General features: G+C 47.5%; 19 protein-coding genes. 3 read left to right on the top strand and 16 right to left on the bottom strand.

Annotation, left to right across the window (positions count from 1 at the left end):
• Positions 1-87: 87 nt before the first annotated feature.
• From AABA11_RS02195 to AABA11_RS02170, 6 genes are all read right to left on the bottom strand, one after another.
• Positions 88-2,025 (bottom strand): TRAP transporter permease, encoded by a 1,938-nt coding sequence (locus AABA11_RS02195; protein WP_338265014.1) that lies wholly within the window; start codon positions 2,023-2,025, stop codon positions 88-90.
• Between the two features lie 10 nt (positions 2,026-2,035).
• Positions 2,036-2,974, bottom strand: a complete 939-nt coding sequence (locus AABA11_RS02190) for a TAXI family TRAP transporter solute-binding subunit (RefSeq protein WP_338265012.1) — start codon at positions 2,972-2,974, stop codon at positions 2,036-2,038.
• Between the two features lie 93 nt (positions 2,975-3,067).
• A complete protein-coding gene (locus AABA11_RS02185; RefSeq protein WP_338265010.1) occupies positions 3,068-4,195 on the bottom strand; it encodes an ABC transporter substrate-binding protein in 1,128 nt (375 codons plus the stop codon).
• Positions 4,192-5,106 (bottom strand): sensor histidine kinase, encoded by a 915-nt coding sequence (locus AABA11_RS02180; RefSeq protein WP_338265008.1) that lies wholly within the window; start codon positions 5,104-5,106, stop codon positions 4,192-4,194. Before AABA11_RS02180 ends, AABA11_RS02185 begins: the two co-directional genes overlap by 4 nt.
• Before the next feature lie 33 nt (positions 5,107-5,139).
• On the bottom strand, positions 5,140-5,616 hold the full coding sequence (locus AABA11_RS02175; protein WP_338265006.1) for a sensor histidine kinase N-terminal domain-containing protein: 477 nt from the start codon (positions 5,614-5,616) through the stop codon (positions 5,140-5,142).
• Complete coding sequence (locus tag AABA11_RS02170) at positions 5,609-6,280, bottom strand: response regulator transcription factor (RefSeq protein WP_338265005.1); 672 nt, start codon at positions 6,278-6,280, stop codon at positions 5,609-5,611. Before AABA11_RS02170 ends, AABA11_RS02175 begins: the two co-directional genes overlap by 8 nt.
• Before the next feature lie 293 nt (positions 6,281-6,573).
• Here AABA11_RS02170 and AABA11_RS02165 point away from each other — a divergent pair, with 293 nt between their 5' ends.
• Positions 6,574-7,470 (top strand): EamA family transporter, encoded by an 897-nt coding sequence (locus AABA11_RS02165; protein ID WP_338265004.1) that lies wholly within the window; start codon positions 6,574-6,576, stop codon positions 7,468-7,470.
• Positions 7,471-7,479: 9 nt separating this feature from the next.
• On the opposite strand, the gene AABA11_RS02160 is transcribed toward AABA11_RS02165, so the two are convergent.
• From AABA11_RS02160 to AABA11_RS02115, 10 genes are all read right to left on the bottom strand, one after another.
• The gene (locus AABA11_RS02160; protein ID WP_338265001.1) at positions 7,480-8,313 is read right to left on the bottom strand and encodes an ion transporter; all 834 of its coding nucleotides are present in this window, start codon (positions 8,311-8,313) and stop codon (positions 7,480-7,482) included.
• Positions 8,314-8,430: 117 nt separating this feature from the next.
• Entirely contained in the window at positions 8,431-8,706 is a 276-nt protein-coding gene (locus AABA11_RS02155; protein WP_072842024.1) for a hypothetical protein, read from the bottom strand.
• A gap of 86 nt (positions 8,707-8,792) precedes the next feature.
• A complete protein-coding gene (locus tag AABA11_RS02150) occupies positions 8,793-9,344 on the bottom strand; it encodes a mechanosensitive ion channel domain-containing protein (RefSeq protein ID WP_265728309.1) in 552 nt (183 codons plus the stop codon).
• 21 nt (positions 9,345-9,365) lie between these two features.
• The gene (locus AABA11_RS02145; RefSeq protein ID WP_338264997.1) at positions 9,366-10,253 is read right to left on the bottom strand and encodes an AEC family transporter; all 888 of its coding nucleotides are present in this window, start codon (positions 10,251-10,253) and stop codon (positions 9,366-9,368) included.
• A 90-nt stretch (positions 10,254-10,343) separates the two neighbouring features.
• Positions 10,344-11,324, bottom strand: coding sequence for a substrate-binding domain-containing protein (locus AABA11_RS02140; RefSeq protein ID WP_265728307.1), 981 nt, complete (start codon positions 11,322-11,324; stop codon positions 10,344-10,346).
• Positions 11,325-11,445: 121 nt separating this feature from the next.
• Positions 11,446-12,243: an ATP-binding cassette domain-containing protein gene (locus AABA11_RS02135; protein ID WP_338264993.1), complete on the bottom strand. Its 798-nt coding sequence runs from the start codon at positions 12,241-12,243 to the stop codon at positions 11,446-11,448.
• Entirely contained in the window at positions 12,243-13,325 is a 1,083-nt protein-coding gene (locus AABA11_RS02130; protein WP_265728305.1) for an ABC transporter permease, read from the bottom strand. Before AABA11_RS02130 ends, AABA11_RS02135 begins: the two co-directional genes overlap by 1 nt.
• A 128-nt stretch (positions 13,326-13,453) precedes the next feature.
• On the bottom strand, positions 13,454-14,476 hold the full coding sequence (locus tag AABA11_RS02125) for a sugar ABC transporter substrate-binding protein (RefSeq protein WP_265728304.1): 1,023 nt from the start codon (positions 14,474-14,476) through the stop codon (positions 13,454-13,456).
• Between the two features lie 155 nt (positions 14,477-14,631).
• The gene (locus AABA11_RS02120; RefSeq protein WP_338264988.1) at positions 14,632-17,160 is read right to left on the bottom strand and encodes a PAS-domain containing protein; all 2,529 of its coding nucleotides are present in this window, start codon (positions 17,158-17,160) and stop codon (positions 14,632-14,634) included.
• Positions 17,161-17,895, bottom strand: a complete 735-nt coding sequence (locus AABA11_RS02115) for a response regulator (protein WP_338264985.1) — start codon at positions 17,893-17,895, stop codon at positions 17,161-17,163. It lies immediately after the preceding gene.
• Between the two features lie 129 nt (positions 17,896-18,024).
• Between AABA11_RS02115 and AABA11_RS02110 the strand changes: the two genes are divergently transcribed.
• Positions 18,025-18,327, top strand: coding sequence for a 2Fe-2S iron-sulfur cluster-binding protein (locus tag AABA11_RS02110; protein WP_338264983.1), 303 nt, complete (start codon positions 18,025-18,027; stop codon positions 18,325-18,327).
• A 58-nt stretch (positions 18,328-18,385) separates the two neighbouring features.
• Positions 18,386-20,926, top strand: a complete 2,541-nt coding sequence (gene hrpB / locus AABA11_RS02105; RefSeq protein WP_338264980.1) for an ATP-dependent helicase HrpB — start codon at positions 18,386-18,388, stop codon at positions 20,924-20,926.
• Positions 20,927-20,928: the final 2 nt, after the last annotated feature.

Here is a 20,928-nt window from a genome sequence, read left to right as displayed (position 1 = left end):
TTACCAAGAAAATTGATTAAAAGAAGCGCATAATTCCTTGATAGAAATATGCGCTTTTTCGTGTCGTTTGCTTGGTTGCCTGAACGGTTAAGCGTGAACTTTCATAGTTTTGAGTTTTGTCTGAGTACTGGCCTTAATCAGCAATGCTGCAAACACCACCACACCCAATACTCGCGCACTGACGACAAACAACGACGTGTCCGTTGCGGCCGCTGGCCAAGCAATCAATATCGCGGCCGCCACGTACAACAAACGCGTAACCCAAGACAAATTCTCACGTAGCCAGCCAGAAAAACCAATACTCATCGACGCGGTTGCTAGGGTAGCAAAGCAAATAGCCGCCACCACACTGGTCGTGGTTCCGATCAACAACACCCCAGGCATAGTGACAAACAAAAACGGCACCAAGAGCTTCACAAAACCCAAACGCATCGATTCAACGGCCGTTTCATTTGCGTCAGCGCCCGATATGGTGGCAGCAGCATAAGCAGCCAGCGCTACCGGTGGCGTAATCGCAGACACCAAACCGAAATAGAAAATAAACATGTGAGCCGACAAGGTTTCCATGCCCAATTGCGTCATCGCTGGGGCAACGAGGACAGCCAGCAGCAAATACGCCGCCGAGGTCGGCAGCCCCATTCCCAACACAAAAGACGCCAACGCAGTCAGCAACAAAACCGCCCACAAATTGCCATCGCCCAATTCAATGATCAAGCCAGACAACATCAACCCCATACCGGTTAAATTCAAAATACCGATAATAACGCCTGCCGCCGCCACAGCTGCAACGATTGGTAAAGTCGAAGACAAGGTCTCTTTACAAGCAGCGATGAGATCTAGCGCATTTATACGAGTGGCTTTTTTCCAAGGACAAACTAACAAACCAGCTAGAATCCCCATAACAGCGGCTTGAGTTGGTGACTTACCTGAGATCATTAAACCAATCAACACCACCAATGGCAGCAAAAGGTAACTCTTAGTACGCAACGTTCTCACTAAAAGCTGCAAACCCGCCTCGGTGTCTCTCGCTAAGTTAAGACGACCCGCTTCAAGCCGCACAGAAATCATCAACGCAAAGATATACAATAGCGCCGGAACCAAGGCCGCCAACGCCACTTCCGCATACGGAATGCCGATCATTTCCGCCATCAAAAACGCCGCAGCGCCCATGACTGGTGGCATAATCTGGCCTGCCGAAGAAGCTGCAGCCTCTATGGCTCCCGCCAATTTAGCGCTGTAGCCCACACGCTTCATAAGCGGAATCGTAAAGGTTCCGGTCGTCACCACATTAGCAACAGCACTGCCATTCAACGATCCCAACAAGGCGCTCGACAAGGCCGCCGACAAACCGGGACCACCTTGAACACGTCCGGTTAAGCCTCGGGCAATGTCCACGAACACTTCGCCTGTACCAATCTTGGTTAAGATGGCACCAAACAGGCCGAACAAGAAAATATACTCAACCGCCACCCCCATGGGAACGCCATAAACCCCTTCTGTTGATAACATCAGAGTTGAGGTTAAACGGCTAATGTCATAGCCACCGTGGCCATATTTTCCGGGAATCAAATAGCCAAAGTACGCATAGAGAAAAGCCAGCGCCATTAAGATAATCAACGCCCGACCTACCGCGATACGAACAAAGGCAAACACCACCACAATGAGAGCAATAAAGACAAACCTATCTTGCTCAATTGACATAGCACCACGCATGACAATATCAATGTAGTAATGCCATAAGTACGGTCCAGGAACCAACGCCGCAAGAGCAAACAGGTAAAACACCGCGCGCCCCGCCACACTTTTGTATCGTAAGGCATAAAACAACATGGCCGCCGCCGCGACTAACGAGAAAAATGACGACCTCAATAGCAACGCCGTAATGCCACCGTAATATGCACCGTACAACACAAAGCCAGCAACTGTCGCAGCAATCACACTGAACAGAATGGAAACCAAGGCCAATTCCTTGCCACCTGCAAATGTCGATTCCAGACGCAAACTTTGTAGGTTTGTCTTCAACATGATGACGCTCCTACTGACCGCTTACTTCATCAAAGTATTTCTTCGCACCCGGATGCAACGCCACTGGCGTTCGTTTCGCCGTATCGAGAGAAATTGCTTTGGCTTGTGGGTGAATTTGTCCCAGCTCATCAAGATGAGAAAAGATGGTTTTGGTGATGGTATACACCTTACTTTGGTCTTCTTTGCCACTGGTAAACAAAATTGCAGGATCATTGATCATCACCACTTGCTTTGTCTGATCTGGATAAGTCCCAGCTGGCAATGAGTACGCTTGGTAGAAAGGGTATTTCTGAATCAGGCTATCAAGCTTATCCACATCCGCCGATAACAGCTTCATGTCTGTTTGAGAATCAAGATCGATCAAAGACGAGGTCGGTGCACCAGCCAACACCACCGTGGCTTCTACTTGGCCATTCACCAAGGCTTTTACCCCTTCGTTATACGAAAGAAATCGCGGTGTAATGTCATCAAACACACCGTACTCTTGTAATAAACGCGTCGCCAATACTGCTGCGTTACTGCCCGGAGGCCCCATGCTTACTCGTTTGCCTTTCAATGCTTCAAAAGAGTCCACACCCGTTCCCGCAACCGTCGCCACCTGCAAAACGGCAGGGTACAAATAAGCGATACCCGCGACATCCAATGGGCCGCTGACTTTGAATGGACCTTGGCCATTTTTTGCTTCAAACAAGGTTGAAGAAGAGGACAAACCTAGCGTCATTTGACCCGCCGCAACGCGGTGGTTATTCTCCACCGACGCGCCTGTTACTTCGGCACGCGCCGTTGTGTTATCCATGTGTTTATTGAGGGTTTCAGAAATGCCCGCACCGATGACATAGAACAAACCGCCCGTTCCGCCAGTGCCAATAGATACACGTTCAGCCGCTTGCACAGGGCTGTTTACCAGAGTCGCGCACAATGCGCTCGCGATCAGTATTTTTTTAAACATGGTTTTCTCCAAATTATTTTTGTTTTGATATCACCTGATCACTTTAGCGAGGCAACCTTTCATGAACCTTTCATGGATCAGAAAGCGTCAAAATTAAGGCGTTACAGACAAGGACGGTTCAGCGGACAACATGGCACTGTCCCATTCGTGGTAAATAATGTGTTTTTTGGCATCGTCGGTTTGAATCAACAACTCCAGCCCTAACGGAATCGGGCGAAAAATGCCATGAGGCAGCTTACGCAAAGCTTCTCGGCTATAGGGACCAACGGCATTTAAGCTTATTGGTGTAATCCCCGATTGATTCGCCAGAATATGTTGCCCCGTTGGTGACAGCAAAAAATCAATGAAGCGCTTAGCCAGAACAGGCTGCTGAGCATCTCTTGGAATAAACGCGGTGCGCATAATAATCGACGTGTAATCAGTCGGCATGATGGTTCTGATCCAATCATATTGCTCGGACCAACGATACGAATACGCTCCCACTAGGTTGTACGCAATGAAGATCTGCCCTTTTAAAAGGGCATTCAGCATGGAAGACGTGTCCGTATAAAGTCTTGCTTGGTGCGTACCAAACGCTTCCAGTAAACGACCATAACTGCGAGATTGCTGGCCATCATACGCCCACGCCAGATAGCCTAACCCAGATTGCTGAATATCAAACAAACCAATTTTGTCGTCTAACAAATGGTTCTTACTGCGAATCAAATTCAATAATTGCTCACGGCTTTGAGGCAGAATTTCACCCGCCAAAATGTCGCTATTGATCGCCGTTACAATCGGCTCATAGGTAAAACCAAATAACTCACTGCGCCAATAAGAGTCGCTCGGCACATTAGCCAGTTCTGGCGAATCGTACGCCAACGCATAGCCATCGTTTGCCAGTTTAAATTGCAAATCCATTGCAGGACTGAGCATGATGTCTGGTCGAGATTCAGGCTGTGCCAAAAACTGCTCATACAAATGCCGAGTATTGGATTCAGCATAATGAATCACCACATTAGGGTATTTTTCTTGGTAGGCCTGAAACAACGGCGCTATGGCTTCGCGATTGACTGCACCACGAACCGTCAAAACCGGATATTGTTGATACGCAGTAGACGCCTCGTTTTTCAGCTCATGGACACTGGGAAAAACCACAAACTCCGTCGTTTTTGCATTCACAGCCCACCCCAAACAGCTCACCCATAACCACATGCACCAGCCCACATAACGCGTCATCATAAAAGCGCCTCACTGTGCTGAGGAAAAATCACCTCTACAATTAGCCCATTCGGCTGATTGTCTTTCAGATGAAATCGGGCGTTATGGTGCTCTGCAACTTCTTTTGCAATGGACAAGCCTATGCCTGTCCCAGACGTGAAGTTGTCTGGACTGCGGTAAAAATACTCAAATATGTGTTCCTTATCCTGATCCGGTACACCAACACCTTGATCACGAAATTGCAACACCCAAGACGCGGCCGGTTTCTTGCTATCGGCCATTAATTCCACTTCAACCACGCCACCTTTCGGGCTGTATTTAATGGCGTTTTCAATGATATTTTGCAGCATTTGCTTTAACGCAAATTCGTCCCCATTTATGGTCGCTTGCACCTCGCCCACGTATTCCATTTCTACATCTTGTTGTAACGCCCAAACCACCAATTCACGACAGGTTTCTTTGGTAAGTTGGTCTAAAGACACAGGACTAAAAGGATGGCTCTGAAAACGGTGCGTCAATGTGGCTCGATTCAATAGCTGATTAACCGTGTTAGACAATACGTCACTGCTTTCTAAAATATGCTGTAACTGCTTTTGACGCAGTGTTTCGTCCGTTTCATCCAACGCATTTTGTGCTTGCGAATTCAGCCCTGCCAATGGCGTTCTTATTTGATGAGCCGCCTCGGCAGTAAAGCGTTTTAAACGACTCAATGTGGTGTCCAACTGCGCCATAAAGTAATTAATACTTTTCAACAAGGGGGCGATTTCGCTCGGCACATTGGCCTCTAATGGCGACAGTTCTTGGGGCGAACGCTCTGTGATGGCTTGTTTGATGGCCTGTAATGGCTGCAATACTCGCCAAATAACGAACAGCAGAAGCAGCAACGTAATAAAGAAAAACAAGGTCACAAATTGCAGCACCATTTGGCTCATTTCGGCTGCTGCAACGTCGCGAGCGCCCAAGGTTTACCCAACAATAATGAACACGTCATTCACGTTGTCGGCTTCCAACAGTCGCTTACCTAACGCCACAAAACGCACTCTCTCATGGCGATAATCGGCTTCATAATAAATAGGTTGGAATTTTTCTTTTTCTTTCGATTGCAGTAATAATTGCGGAAAAGGAATATTCGGTAAATCTTTATAACCGGTTAACACCTGATATTGACCGTTCATAATGGCGTAAAATGCCCGATCTGAGGTCGATAACGCCAGCGTTTCAAACGCCGACACAGGTAAATCAATAAATACCTTGCCGTCTAACAACGTAATGTTTTCCGCCATTTGCAAAGCCGAGCCGTATAGCAAACGATCGTAGGACTCTTTGGCCGCTCGATTCGCATAAATATGCGTACTCCAAAGCGCCACGGCGTTAATCAAAATCAGTACCGTGGCCACCATAAAAATAAGCTGCCGACGAATAGACGTGGTCGCCTTAGCCATGGTGTTTTTCCAACAAATAACCCAATCCGCGAATGGTGCGAATGTGAATATCACTGTCCTGCAAGGATTTGCGTAGGCGCGCTACATAAATTTCGATAACGCTAGAGTTGGGATTCTCGTTGAAATTATAAATGTGCTCAATCAAGGTTTCCTTGCTCAGCACTCGACCAGTGTGCCCGATAAACACTTCTAACAATCGAAATTCACGTTGTTTCAGTTCAATCAACACCCCAGCAACCGTCACAGTGCACGCCTGAAGATCCAAACACACATTGCCGTATTCAATGGTATTTTGCGCTTGCCCTTGACTGCGGCGGAGCAAAGCACGACAACGTGCCTCCAATTCGCCAAAATCCACAGGCTTGGTCATGTAGTCGTCGGCGCCCAAATCCAGCAGTTCGATACGGTCTTTTATTTCATCTCGCGCTGTGAGAATGATCACCGGGGTATTGGATTGTTTTTTCCGAAGGTTTTGTAAAATCTGATTGCCCGTCATGTCCGGCAGATTTAGATCCAACAAGATAAGATCGTATTCTTGCACCGCCAGCATTTGGTTGGCTTGGCTTCCAGTTTGAGCAAGATCCAACCCATGCCCCATTCGCCCTATTCTTTGGCTGATGGCTTCGCCTAAAATCCGATCGTCTTCGACCACTAAAATACGCATGACATGGGTACTCTTCTTGTTTCTTTTATTATTATGAACGCGTTGCCAATCTGCGGCAGATTTCAGCGTATATTCCGCCAATTTAGCCTAGATTCACTCACGAATGAATGCTTTATCCATTCTATTAATGCCGCAAACGGAAAAATGAATAGGGTGAAGTACGTCCATTGCCCTCTTTTTCGCGTCTGTGTCCTTAATTCTTTCTTTATCTGTCCATGTGCAAATTCGCCTAAACCACGTAAAGTGTTTGATCACTTTTTGCCCCACTATGATCATACAGTTAAGGATTCAACATGATTCGCAAAGATATGTTTTTGGCGCTTTTTATTATTGTCGCGTGGGGCTTTAACTTTATCGTTATGCGCTGGGGATTGGATGAGCTTACCCCAATGATGTTGGGCGGTTTGCGGTTTCTTGTGATTGGCCTTATTGGCTGCTTCTTTTTCTCTCGCCCTAACACCCCGATACTCTGGTGTATTGGTTACGCTTTGTCGCTGAACTTCGGGCAATTTGCGTTTTTATTCAGCGCCATGTCGTTTGGTATGCCCGCGGGATTGGCCTCATTGGTGCTGCAATCTCAGGCCATTTTTACGCTGTTGTTCGCGGTCTTGTTGTTAAAAGAAGCCGTTCGGCCTTATCAAGTATTGGCTATCGGCATTGCGATTGGTGGCTTGGCGGTGATTGGGTTCGACAATGAAGACACTACCATGACGGCGCTTGGCTTTGGCTTAACCTTAGCAGCGGGTTCTAGCTGGGCGTTGGGCAATATTTTCACCAAGATCATCAGCCGAAAAGGTTACGATGCAAACCTTAACCTTATCGTGTGGTCAAGCTGGGTGCCGCCTGTGCCTTTCTTTCTGTGCGCTTATTTCATTGATGGCGGCGATGTCATGTGGAGCAATATTGTGAATTTGAACCTAAAAACTCTCGCGACCTTAGCGTATCTTTCCTTGTTCGCGACGTTAGCGGGCTACGGCTTATGGAGCTATTTATTGTCTCGCTATCCCGCTGCTACGGTGGCGCCACTCACTTTGGGCGTGCCGGTGGTCGGTTTAACATCCGCTGAAATTTTTCTGTCTGAAACCGTCAGCGCAATGCAATGGATAGGGATTTTGGTTGTGCTAGTAGGGCTGATGTTGAATACGTTTGGCGGACGCTGGCTGAAAAAAATACACCAACGCCCGGTTTGAGATCAGAGGTTATTTCTTATTGGAGTCTTGTTGCGCATCTATCTTATCGGCAAGACGCGCCACTTGCGCTTGCAACTCAGAGATTTGCGTCACCAAAGCATGATGGTGGTTTTCTTGGTTCTCGTGTTCTTCTTGCGCGGTTTCACGCGTCATCACATCCAGCACCACACCAACCATCATGTTTAAAAACACAAACGCGGTTAAGAAGATGAAGATGATGTAAAAAATCCAACTGAACGGATAAACGTCCATCGTCTCATACATGACATCGGTCCAGTCTTCGAACGTAGCAACGCGGAATAAGGTCAACATAGAAATGGCGATATCGCCCCAAAGCTCTTCATTTACTTGATGAAAGAAGATAGAACCCACTGCCGCGAAGATGTAAAAAATGATAAACATCAGTAAGGCAATGTAGCCCATTTTGGGAATGGCTTTAAGCAAGGCATTGATCAAAAAACGCAAATCAGGAATGATCGACACCAGGCGTAACACTCGGAACACTCGCAGTAGACGTGCGACCAAAATCATTTCGGTTTCAGAAACCGGCATTAAGCTGCCAATCACAATGACAGTGTCAAAAATATTCCATGGGTCTTTGAAAAAGCGTTTTTTGTCGTCGCAGGCAATGAAACGCAGAGACAGTTCCACCAGAAAGAAGACGGTAATAAAGTTATCCAAATAGCTAATGGCTTTATCAATACCGTAGGGTAAAGAATAGGTTTTTGCGCCAACCGTTAATGCCGCAATAACGATAATGCTGATGATAAAACCTTGAAACCAAACGCTACGCTCAATGCGTTTTAACGTGGAAAGCCAACTTCCCGAACGACTCATTTCCATTATTTTGTACACCTAATATGCAAAGATAAACGCCTGAAACACAGACAATCGACGCCATATTAAGTTCTTATCAGCAAGAAGAAAAGCCACAATATGCCTGGCAACGAGTGACGCCCATTAAGTTCGCTTTACTCGCACGACTTTCATTATTTCTACCGGAATACCGGCGACCATTTCTTGGGTTGGATAATATGTAAGGTTCACACGAGCGCCGCGCAAAGTACGGTATTTGCCTTGGCGTTTGAAACGAAAAGGCACGTCGTAGCCTTCGATCATTAGAGTGTGCAGCACCCAGTCTTCTTGGGGACGCTGAGCGTGGGATTTTACTTTCAATGCATCCGAATGAATCAATGCATCGTTGTTTTTTAATAAAGATTCAGGGTCAGATTTCACAAGAGGCTCCCTTCTTGAAGATGAAAGCCTCTTAGTATGACACAGATAGAGGAAATCTCGAAAAAATTGGCTGTTTTTTGTTCATATCAAGCGTTATCACTTTTCTCTTCGTTTTTGGATTGCGCGAACTGACTCATCGCTTGCGCGGCTTCTTTGCTTTCAAAACGAATCACCGCCTTTTGCAAAATCAAGCTGTTTGGGTAAGTAACGACATCGCCGGATAAGCGCTCGATAATCACATGAAATGTCGATATTTCCAGAATATGGCCAAGAATTTCGTCGTCTTTGTCCACCACTTTCACCCAATCACCAACACGGTAAGGAAAGCCAAAGAAGATAATCAAGCTGGCGGTAATATTGCTCAGAATTGACCATTGAGCAAACAATGCCACGCCGACGACCGCAAACACAGACGAGAAAAAGATCGCCAACTGCCCATAGCCAATACCCAGCACCAAACATACCAACAGAACAAAAATCGCCGTAAACCCAAGATTCAACATTTTTGATACATAGGTTATGCGCACTTCATTGGCGGCTTTATTTCGACCCAACAAGGTAACACTGGATTTTAATAGGCGCGAAATGATGACATACGCCACCACCAGTAACGCAATCAACCCAATTTGCACTAACATGTCCATTCTCCCAACATCGCGTTATAAAACATAAAACAACACACAAGGAATAATTCCCACACTCATCAGATTGCTAATCAATACAATCGAGGCCACTTTATGTGGCTCTTGTTGATACAACTCCGACACCATGTAATTCAGTACCGCAGGCGGCAAACATGCGAAGATCAACAAATAGGCAAAGTTTTCTGCAGACATACCCACAAAATACTGCCAAATCACCGCCATAATCAGACCACTTAATGGACACAAAATCCCACTAATCACACCCAATTTCCACTGACTAAAATCCACATGAGTCATACGCACACCCAACGCAAACAACATCAGAGGAATGGCAATTTGCCCCATCATATCCACCGAAACCTTCACGGCCGGCAAGACAGTCCAGCCCTGCAGACTCCATACCAACCCCAACGCCGTGGCAATAATCATCGGCATTTTCAGTACATTAAGAAGATTGGTTTTGGGGTTCAGTAGGTACATGCCAACCGTAAAATGCAGCAAATTTTCCGTTAAAAATAACACCACAGCCACCGGTAAAGCCGACTCACCAAACGCCAACACAATCAACGGAATCCCTAGGTTTCCGCTGTTGTTAAACATCATCGGAGGAACCAAGGTTTTCGGTGAAATGTTCAGCCATTTGCATAACGGCCACACCAACAACCCCGATCCCAACACCACCACTGCAGCCGCAATAATCAGATCAACGTATTGCGCGATATGAAATTCTTTTGAGGCCATAACGGAGAAAATAAGCGCAGGACAAAACACACTGATGTTCAAACGGTTCGCCACCGTCATGTCAGTAGGTCGAACACGCGCATACAAAAACGCCACCAGCACGATACTGGCAAGAGGAAATACCGTATTAAAAATTTGTAAAAATAACGTGGAAGTGTCCATACATGGCCTCTTTAACGAAGGCCGATAGCTTACCGTTCTTTACGACAAAAAACCAAGTCGCAATTCACCCGAATCGCGACGCCGGCGAGGCTAATGGTGTTTTTCAACCAATACAGAAGGGATCAAAATAAAACGTTGGGCAACGTCTTTGCCTTTTAACAAATCCATACCAATTTCAATGGCTTTCTCCGCCATCGGAATAGGCCGTTGAACCGCCGTAGCAATCCAAGGATTGTCGTCTTTTTGGATAATGTCCACGGCAAACGGCGCACCGTCGACGGAAGCCATCACAAACTCGTTACGGTTGGCTTGTTGTGCCGCACGCAAAGCACCAAAGGCAGTCGGATCATTGATGGTGAACACGGCATCAATGTGATCGTACTCTTCCATTAAATATGTCATGGCTTCCATCCCGCCTTCCACACTTCCGGTGCCGTTCATACGGTCACTGAGCAAGGTGATATTCGGGTATTTATTTAACGCGGATTTACAGCCGGCCACTCGCTCAATAACAGACGACACCAGCACACCATTAATAATGACAAAATTCCCTTTGTAACCGATTTTTTCGGCCAGCTTTTCACAGGCGACAACGCCCGCTTGAACATTGTCGGTGGTGATGGTCGCGTCAGCGCCATGGGCGTTCACATCAACTGCAATCACCTTAATGCCGGCTCGTTGAGCTTTCGCCACCACCGCCCCAACCTTGTATTCGTCGGCCGCGGTTAGCACAATTAAATCGACTTTTTGCTCAATAAAATCATTAATTTGGGAAATTTGACGTTGCCAGTCATAGGCATCAGAACGGATTAACATGGTGACGGGCGCACCAGCAAGCTCTTCGGCTTTAGAGGTGGCCGATTCAACCAACTGAACAAAATAGGGATTGCCCAAGTCAGCGACACTCATCCCAATGGACTTAAGTGGCGCTGGTTCCGAAGATTGTGAGCTTAGTGGCGCCAATAAAGCAGCAGCAACAGAAACAGCCAATACACTCGGCATGAGGCGATTGGCCTTCAAAAGGGAACGAGTTTTTTTCAACCCCGACATTGTCTGTTTTATAAAACTCATGTGATACCCCTGATGACCGCTCGCTTAACAAGCTTAAAAAGCTTAAAAAGCTTAAAAAGCTTAAAAAGCGGCTATTTTGCCTTACCTTGCCGAAGATAAGAATAGCCGCTTTGTTTTTTCTTTATGCCACCTCTCCCTCGCTCGCTTCAACGTCCATGGCGCCGGTCATAATGGCCACCGCATCCGACATGGAATGAGACTGAGGTGTGACAATGGCAGCACGTTTGCCTAAGCGATGGATATGAATACGATCCGCCACTTCAAAGACGTGTGGCATGTTGTGACTGATCAAGATAATCGGCAAACCACGGTCGCGAACTTCCTTGATCAAATTCAAAACCCGACGAGATTCTTTCACACCCAATGCCGCCGTAGGTTCATCCATGATCACCACTTTGCTACCAAACAAAGCCGAACGCGCCACGGCCACACCTTGGCGCTGACCACCAGACAGCGACTCCACCGCTTGGCTGATGTTTTGAATCGTCATCAAGCCCAGCTCGGTCATTTTCTCCTTCGCCCGACGCTCCATTTCTTTCTTATCCAGCATGCGAAAAACAGAGCCTAAAATACCCGGTTTTAATAATTCACGACCCAAATACAAGTTGTCCGCAATGTTAAGCGCAGGCGACACCGCCAAGTTTTGATACACCGTTTCGATGCCTAACGCACGCGCTTCCATTGGCGAAGAAAAACTGACAGGTTTGCCATCCAACAAAATCTCGCCTTCGTCAGGAATGAGTGCGCCAGACAAGGCTTTGATCAGTGACGATTTTCCCGCGCCGTTGTCGCCGATTACCGCCAGTATTTCACCGGGGTAGAGTTCAAAATCCGCATGATCAATGGCGGTCACACTGCCGTAACGTTTTACCAAATTCTTAGTTTGTAATACCGGGGTTTGATCGTAATGTGCTGTCATTATGCTGTCCCTCTTCGAATCCACTGATCAATGGCCACAGCCGAAATAATCAAAATACCGACGGTGAACTCTTGCCACAACACATCAACACCAGCAAGCGCCAAACCGTTTCGAAACACACCCACTACTAAGGCGCCAATAAGCGTACCGTAAATAGAACCACGGCCACCGAATAGACTACAGCCACCGATAACCACCGCAGTGATACTGTCCAGATTGGTCATGGTGCCTGCTTGTGGGCTAACCGAACCGATACGACCGATAAGCACCCACGCGCCGATAGCACATACCACGCCAGCCAACACATAAACAGACATCAGAATACGCGTGGTACGAATACCAGCCAATTTCGCGGCTTCCGGATCATCGCCCGTTGCGTAAACATGACGACCCCACGCCGTCCAGTTCAAGGCGTACCAAATCAGAAAGAAGATCCCCAACATCAACAGGGAGCCATAAGTCAATCTTGCTCCGAAGAAGTCGATGGTTTGGCCCGTCCATTGTAGTAATGGCGCAATATTACTGATGTCCTGCGAGCGAATGGTCTCACTTTTCGAATACCATAGGTTCAGCGCAAAAAACACATTCCAAGAACCTAGCGTGGCAATAAAAGGTGGGATTTTTAATCGCGTTATCAACAGACCATTGATGAACCCCGCCAAAGCGCCGACACCAATACCGATTAAAATCGACAAGCTAGGATCAATACCATGATTCACCGCCATCCGTCCCATAACGACGGAGGTCAGAACCATGATCGCACCCACAGACAAATCGATGCCTGCGGTTAAGATAATCAATGTTTGTGCCACACCAATGACACCAATAATAGTCACCTGTTGTAACACCAAGGACAAATTAAAAGGGTGTAAAAAGCGGTCACCAACAATGACGCTAAAACTGATAACGGCCAACAACAATACAATCAGAGGCGCAGCAATAGGATAATGATGAAGAAACTTTTTGAAACGCTGCAACGGCGTTTCATGGCGCTCAAACTTGGCAACATAGGTGCTCGCCTGATCCGCGACTTTATCGTGGTCTAGCACCGCTGTGGACGGTTTTGGGTTGGTAGAACTCATAGATTACTCCAGACAGGAAACATTGCTCTAAACGGAAAAAGTGCTCCAGACAGAAAAAGTGCCGTTAGTCCAACTCACGACTAACGGCGAAGCGGGCACTTTCTCGCCCATCTATTACAAGAGATTGATTAGCCCCAACACATGCTCAAGCCCGTTTTAGAGCTGACAGAGTTAACACCTTTAACTGGCTCATCAGTGATTAACTGAACGCCTGTGTCGAAGAAGTCCAGACCATTAGACGCTGATGGACGAGAGCCAGATTTCGCAAACTCAACAATCGCAGTTACGCCTTCAGAGGCCATTTTCAGAGGAAATTGCATAGAAGTCGCGCCGATCACGCCATCTTTAATATTACGCACACCAGGACAACCACCATCCACAGAAACAATCAACACGTCTTTTTCAAGACCGAATGATTTCAGTGCTTCATACGCACCCGCAGCAGCAGGTTCGTTAATGGTGTATACCAAGTTAATATCTGGATCTTTTTGAAGTAGGTTTTCCATCGCACGACGGCCACCTTCTTCAGAACCTTGAGTCACATCATTACCCACAATGCGAGGGTCGGTTTCATCGCCCATGCGATTCGCGTTTTTAATGTCGATACCAAAGCCTTTTAAGAAACCTTGGTCACGAGCAACGTCAACGGTGATTTGGCTAGTGCTCAAATCCAGCAGGCCAATTTTGGCATCTTTGGCTTTGTCACCCATTTTTGCTTTTGCCCACATACCAATCATTTCACCCGCTTTGAAGTTGTCCGTTGCGAATGTCATGTCAGCCGCACTGGCTGGGCTAAGTGGTGTGTCTAATGCGATAACCAGCAAACCAGCATCGCGTGCTTTTTGAATAGTCGGAACGATACCCGCAGTGTCACTTGGGGTAATTAGAATGCCTTTTGCACCAGCGGCAATGAGGTTTTCAACAGCCTGTACTTGCGTTTCGTTATCGCCATCGTAACGACCAGCGAAAGTACGCAATTCAACGCCAAGCTCAGCCGCCTTTTGTTGCGCGCCTTCTTTCATTTTCACGAAGAACGGGTTGGTGTTGGTTTTAGTAATAAGACCAATGATAGGGGTTTCTGCCATCGCCACGCTAGATAACGCGCCAGCAGCAACAAGACAAGCCAATTTCTTATAAGGAATGAATTTCATTATGTTAGAACTCCAGTTTTTGTTTTTATTATTGGCAGCAAGGCCATGTTAAAAACAGATCCAGTCCCGACTCTGTTTCTGACAAACCACTATGGAGATCAAAAACTAATGAATAATTTCATTGTTTATTCTTTTTTTGTAATATTTGTAATAAATCAGTTTTTCAACTGAAATATTCCGCTTAACTCCTTGATAGTAAAAGGTTTTGAGATAAATAAATCGTCGTCTTTTAATTGATATTTTTGCTTCAATTCTTCTTTAGGTAAGCCCGACATCAGCAATATTGGCCCCGTGAAGCCTGACACGTCAGACGCAATGTTGTGCGCCAACTCCACGCCGCTCATGGTGCCAGCCAAGTTCACATCGGACACAATGGCGTCCGGCAATATGGCTTTGCTCAACGCTTTCATCACGGCTTCGGCACAGTCGAAGGTTTGCACCATAAAGCCGATTTTTTCGAGCTGTTCACGCATCACCCGACACACTTCGTCGTCGTCTTCCACCAGCCACACCAAGCTGGATTCGGGCAACGGAATCGCAGTGCGCGGCAAAGAGCAGCTTTCTGTTTCGTCTTTTGCATCAGTAGCGTGATCTAATGGCACCAGCTGCCTAGGCAAGAACAAACACACACGAGTCCACTGGCCCTTTTCAGACGTCACTTGAATCTCCCCACCGCTTTGCTTCACAAAACCGTAAATCATACTCAAGCCCAAACCGCTGCCTTTACCAACCGGTTTGGTGGTGAAAAAAGGTTCGAAAATACGGCCTATCACCTCATCGGCAATGCCTTCGCCCGAATCTTCCACGCGAATACGAATCGCTGGCACGTCACTGTTTGGCAGAGTGCACAGCTTGGTCGAAAAAGACAGTTTGCCGCCATCTGGCATCGCGCTGGCGCTGTTCAAAGACAAATTCAGCAAGGCATTTTCCAGCTGAGAAGGATCAATTAAGCTCATGGCATCTGGGCATTGCAAATCGCTTTCAACCACAATGTGTGACCCCACGCTGTATTCCACCAAATCCAGCATGCCTTCGATCAGATCGTCGATGCCAATCGACACCGGAAACAGCTGCTGACGCCGGCTGAACGCCAATAATCGCTGCACTAAGTTGCTGCTTTTTTCAGATACCACCAGCGCACGTTCAATGTATCGGGCTTGGTCATCGGTTTGTGGACGGGAGTCAGACAACATTTGCAAGTTACCCATAATCGCCGCCAGTAAGTTATTGAAATCATGAGCCACGCCACCGGTTAATTGTCCGAGCATTTCCATTTTTTGTGCCTGACGCAGCTGACTTTCAACGCTCTTACGTTCCGTCAAATCCGTATACAAGGTCACAAAACCGCCTTCGGGCATCGGCTTAGAACGAAACTCAACGATCTTGCCTGAGTCAAAATGGCGTTCAAAACTCTGAAAACGCAAATGCCGCGACACGTTCACTTCTTCCATATGAACTTGCTGATTTTCCAAATTCAGATTTTTATGTTGCCCTTGGTTAATCAAAGATTGCACATCATCGATCGGCATACCGACCCGTAAATCGTCGTCCGATAAATCAAACAATTTTTGATAGCCCGAGTTCCACGCCACCAAGGTGCCTTTCGCAGAAAACACACTTAGGCCATCGTTCATGTTGTCAAAAATGGTTTCGAGCAATCGCTTCTGCTCAGACAATTCTGCGGTCACTTCCAAACGCCGTAATGCGTCACGACGGAAAACTTCAAACGTGTCTGCCAGCGTACCGATTTCATCATTACGGCGAATGCCCGTGTGCTTTGAATCCACTCGCCCTAACGACAGCTGCTCCATGTCGTTGGTCACCACCCCCAAATCTTTGGTCATGCGCTGGCTATACCAATACAAACGCGTCAGCCCCAACAGCAAAAACACCGAAATGCCAATCAGCCAATTTTGCCCTCGGGCCACAAATGACGACACTTCTTGGCGTTGTCTACTGACTTTTTTCTGTAGACCACCAACAAAGTCACTGACTTGTTTGCTGAGCTGTTCGGATTTCGCGCGAATCGAAATCAGCAGATAGTTTTTGCGCTCTTGGATTTGATTTAAGCGACGATGCGCCATCAATAAATCGTCGGCGATTTCCGCCACTTGCTCGCTTTTTTTCGACAGTTTTAGCTGTTTCAACATGCTTTCTGGCACCAAGCTTGGCGACTCCAGCAGTTGCAACAGCCACACCAATCCTTGCTGGCTCGTCACGGCGGAGGCGCTTTCTTCTATTGGCAAATGGCGGATACGGAACTGCTGCGCCAAACTGTCCTCACGCAGATACAGTTCTTCTCGCACTAGGGCAACCAATTCTTCCAGCGTGGTTTGCAGGTCATCCACACGGTCATCAATGTCTCGTTGAAACACCGAATCCGTCAAACTGTCTGCCACACCACGCAGTTCTAAAATACGAAGGTGGATGCGTTCTGACTCAGTTTGTAATTGGAAGGGCCGACCGGATCCTGCGGTATAAGGCGCGATGGCCGCCAACTGAGCAACCCCCTCGGCTAATGTTAGCGAGGTGCTGATTTCGGGTAGGGTTTCGGATTCAAATTCCGACAACGACGCTTCGCTGACGCGCATGGATTGCCAACCAATGCCAACCATGAAAAAAGCCACCAGACTGATGACCAAAATGGACAACGAGGCTTTTTGGCGAATGCTAATAAAGCGCATTTAGTTCATCCGCACTGGGCCTTGGAAAAAATACCCCAGACCTCGTTGAGTTTTAATGAATTCTGGCGTTTTGGGGTTGGTTTCTATTTTTCGGCGCAAGCGCAGAATCAGCACATCAACGGTGCGGTCAAACACTTCGGTTTCTAGGCCTCGGCTTTGTTCAATCAATTGCTCACGAGAGAAAATACGATCAGGATGGCGAGCCAACACTTCCAGAAGCGAAAACTCCCCCAAGGTCAGCGTCACTAATGTGCCATCTGGGTCATGCAAAAGACGAGCGGTTAAATCCAATGTCCAATGGCCAAAGCGTAAACAATCATGGTCTTCATTGATGGTGCTGCCCGTTGCGACCGGCACCGCGTAGGAACGACGTAACAAGGCATGAATGCGCGCCGTCAGTTCTCGCAAGTTAAACGGCTTCATCATGTAATCGTCCGCCGCCAACTCCAAGCCCAAAATACGATCTGTTTCGTCGCCCTTGCCCGTTAACATCATTATCGGCATCGCAAAACGTGCGCGAATCTCCCGAGCGAGGTTCAAGCCGTCTTCTTCTTGTAGGTACAAATCCATTAGCACCAAATCCACTTGTTCTGCGTCTAAATGCAGCCACATCTGGCGACCATTTTCCGCTTCCAAGACCTTGTAACCCTTTTGCGATAACGCATCGCCTAAAAGTTGACGGATGTCTTGGTCATCGTCGACGACTAATAACGTCTTTTTGTTTTGCTCTGTCATGGCTGTTCTATCATCTTGGGTTGAAATCCATTGTCATTATTATTTTAGGCCAGTCGCTCAGAATACAGCAGTCAGCACCTTAGTCATATCATGGTAAAGTTAATAGAAAATTAACAGTAGGAAAATATTGTGCAGACGAAACAGATTCGCCTTACTTTTTTAACGCCCGAGCAATCCCTTTCGATTGCACAAGGCGATATCATTCTGCACGCATTGACCTCTGCCGGCGTTCCTATAAAACACGCCTGCAGCAATGGCGTTTGCGGTGTTTGCCTAACCCCCTTACTGGATGGCGAAATTGATTACGAACATCGCCACCCTCATGGTTTAAACGAGAAAGAAAAACAAAATGGCTATTTTCTTCCCTGTATCGCCACCTGCAAAACCGACATTACCATTGCCCAACCAAAGGTATTGGTAAAACCAAAGTGACACTGCGCCCAGCGGTTAAACACGTTATTATAAGCAAAGCACAACAACGAGCCATCTTATGTCCAGCGAACTGCCCATTCACTCACTCATTCCCCAGCTAAAAAACCAGCTATTGCATCACCACGAAGCGATATTAGAAGCCGCACCTGGGGCAGGTAAAACCACGGTGGTTCCACTGGCGCTGATGGAAGAAGCTTGGCTCAAAGGTCGCAAAATCATCATGTTAGAACCAAGGCGTCTGGCAGCCAAAGCCGCGGCAAAGCGTCTTGCAGATGGCTTACAAGAGCCGCTCGGAAAACGCGTTGGCTATCGTATTCGTCACGAAGGAAAAGAAAGCTCTCAGACACAAGTGCTGGTCGTCACCGAAGGCGTACTGACACGAATGCTGCACGATGACCCAAGTTTAGACGACATCGCTTTGGTTATCTTTGACGAATTTCACGAGCGTAATCTCCACTCAGATTTAGCCTTTGCCTTGTGTTTACAAGCACGAGAACTGTATCGCGACGAAGACCCACTGAAACTCTTGGTTATGTCCGCCACACTTGATACAGAAGCGCTCGAAACACGACTTGGCTGCCCAACACTCACCAGCCAAGGTCGAAGCTTTCCCATCACCACGCACTACAGCAATAAAGCCCTCAAGACCTTTCAAGTCACCGATGAAGTGGTTCGACTCACTTGCCAAGCGTTTAATGAAGAAACTGGCAACATTTTGGTGTTTTTACCCGGTCAAAAAGAAATTCGCCAAGTGGCAAGCCAGTTACAACAACGTTTAGGACATGAGCCAAACCTAAGCATCTTACCCTTATACGGCGAACTCAGCCTCAAAGAGCAAGAGGCTGTGATTGAGCCCACAACAGCACCACACCGGAAAATTGTACTCGCAACGGCAATAGCACAAACCAGCTTGACCATTGACGGCATTCGGGTAGTGATCGACAGCGGTTTAAGCCGAGAAGCGCGCTTTGATGCCAACACCGCCACCACGCGACTGCATACTCGTCGTGCAACCCAAGCCGAAACTATTCAACGTATGGGGCGAGCTGGGCGCACAGAGGCTGGCATTTGTTATCGTTGGTGGAGCGAAGGCCAACAACATCAGCTCGCACCACAAGCTCAACCACAAATAGAAATCAGCGACCTCAGCAGTGTGGTGATGGATTTGGCGAAATGGGGCGTGCAAGAACGCCTTGAATTGGATTGGATTACGCCGCCCCCAAACAGCCATTGGCAACAATCGATCGACTTGCTAACCAATCTGCAAGCACTTGAACAGAGTCAAACATCACAACCGACTTTAGAGTTAAGCCAACTCGGTGAGCAGATGAGCAATCTCGGCATCGAACCTCGACTCGCTCGATTACTTTTAGATGGAAAGCAAAATGGTGACAGCGATTTGGCCAGCGCCATCTGCACCATACTGTCGGAAGGCGACCCGTTTTCGAATCACCACAGTGATGTGTCAGATCGGCTTCAGTGGCTGGCAGGTCACAATCAGACACAGGGCAAGCGACCGAGACAGAGCTACTTAAAAGCGCAGCAGCAATGGCGTGCCCGCAGCCAAACCATTCACTTGGCAGAATCACTTACGCCAAAAATGGGCAAAAGCAACCATGACCTTTCACACGTATTGGTCCGTGCCTTTGCCGATCGCATCGCTCAACGCATCCAGCAAGACGCCGACAAAACACGTTACAAACTCGCTAATGGTCGCATGGCAAGTCTGTCGTCGCTCGACCCTTGCGCGCAGAGCGAATGGCTTATTGCGCTTGATATAGGCGGTCATCATGGACAAGATGAAGACCGTATTTTTCTTGCTTATCCACTGGCCATCTCGACTCTCACCGAAGGCTTTGCTGATCTTTTGACCGTTAAAAACCACCTTGCATGGTCAAAAAAAGATGGCCGCTTATTGAGCGAAACACAACGCTGGATAGGCAAACTTTGCCTCGACAAACAGAAACTCAGCGCGCCATCCGAAGACGATGTTTGCCAAGCGGTTTGTCAGTATATTCGCCAAGAAGGTCTGTCCGTTTTACCTTGGAATGAGGCAAGCGAACAACTGCGAGCGCGCCTGCAATTTGCCTTTATCCATGATAAACAAAACCTCTGGCCAGAATATTCCGATACGGCGCTACTCACGAATTTGGAAGAATGGCTTGGCCCGTACTTAGGCAAGGCCACCAACCAACAAGTGATAAACAAATTGCCCTTGGCGGATATTTTAATCAACCGTTTGGATTGGTCATTGCAGTCGCTATTGAACAAAACCGTACCGGCAAGAATCACAGTACCATCAGGGGCAAGTCACGCGATTGACTACTGCGAACAACAGCCAACCCTACGCGTCAAACTGCAAGAAATGTTTGGTTACACCACCAGCCCAACCGTGCTCAACCAAATAGTGCGCATCGAACTCTTATCACCGGGACAACGCCCGCTGGCGGTCACACAAGATTTGGCTTTTTTTTGGCGTGAAGCGTACCCAGAAGTGCGCAAAGAAATGCGCGGACGATACCCTAAACATCCGTGGCCAGAAGACCCATTAAAGGCCGAAGCAACTGCAAAAACCAACCGCGCCTTGAGATCGTCTTAGTC

The sequence above is a fragment of the Marinomonas pontica genome, assembly GCF_036322735.1.
GTDB classification, from domain to species: domain Bacteria; phylum Pseudomonadota; class Gammaproteobacteria; order Pseudomonadales; family Marinomonadaceae; genus Marinomonas; species Marinomonas pontica.
This window is presented reverse-complemented; position numbering and strand designations above follow the sequence as displayed.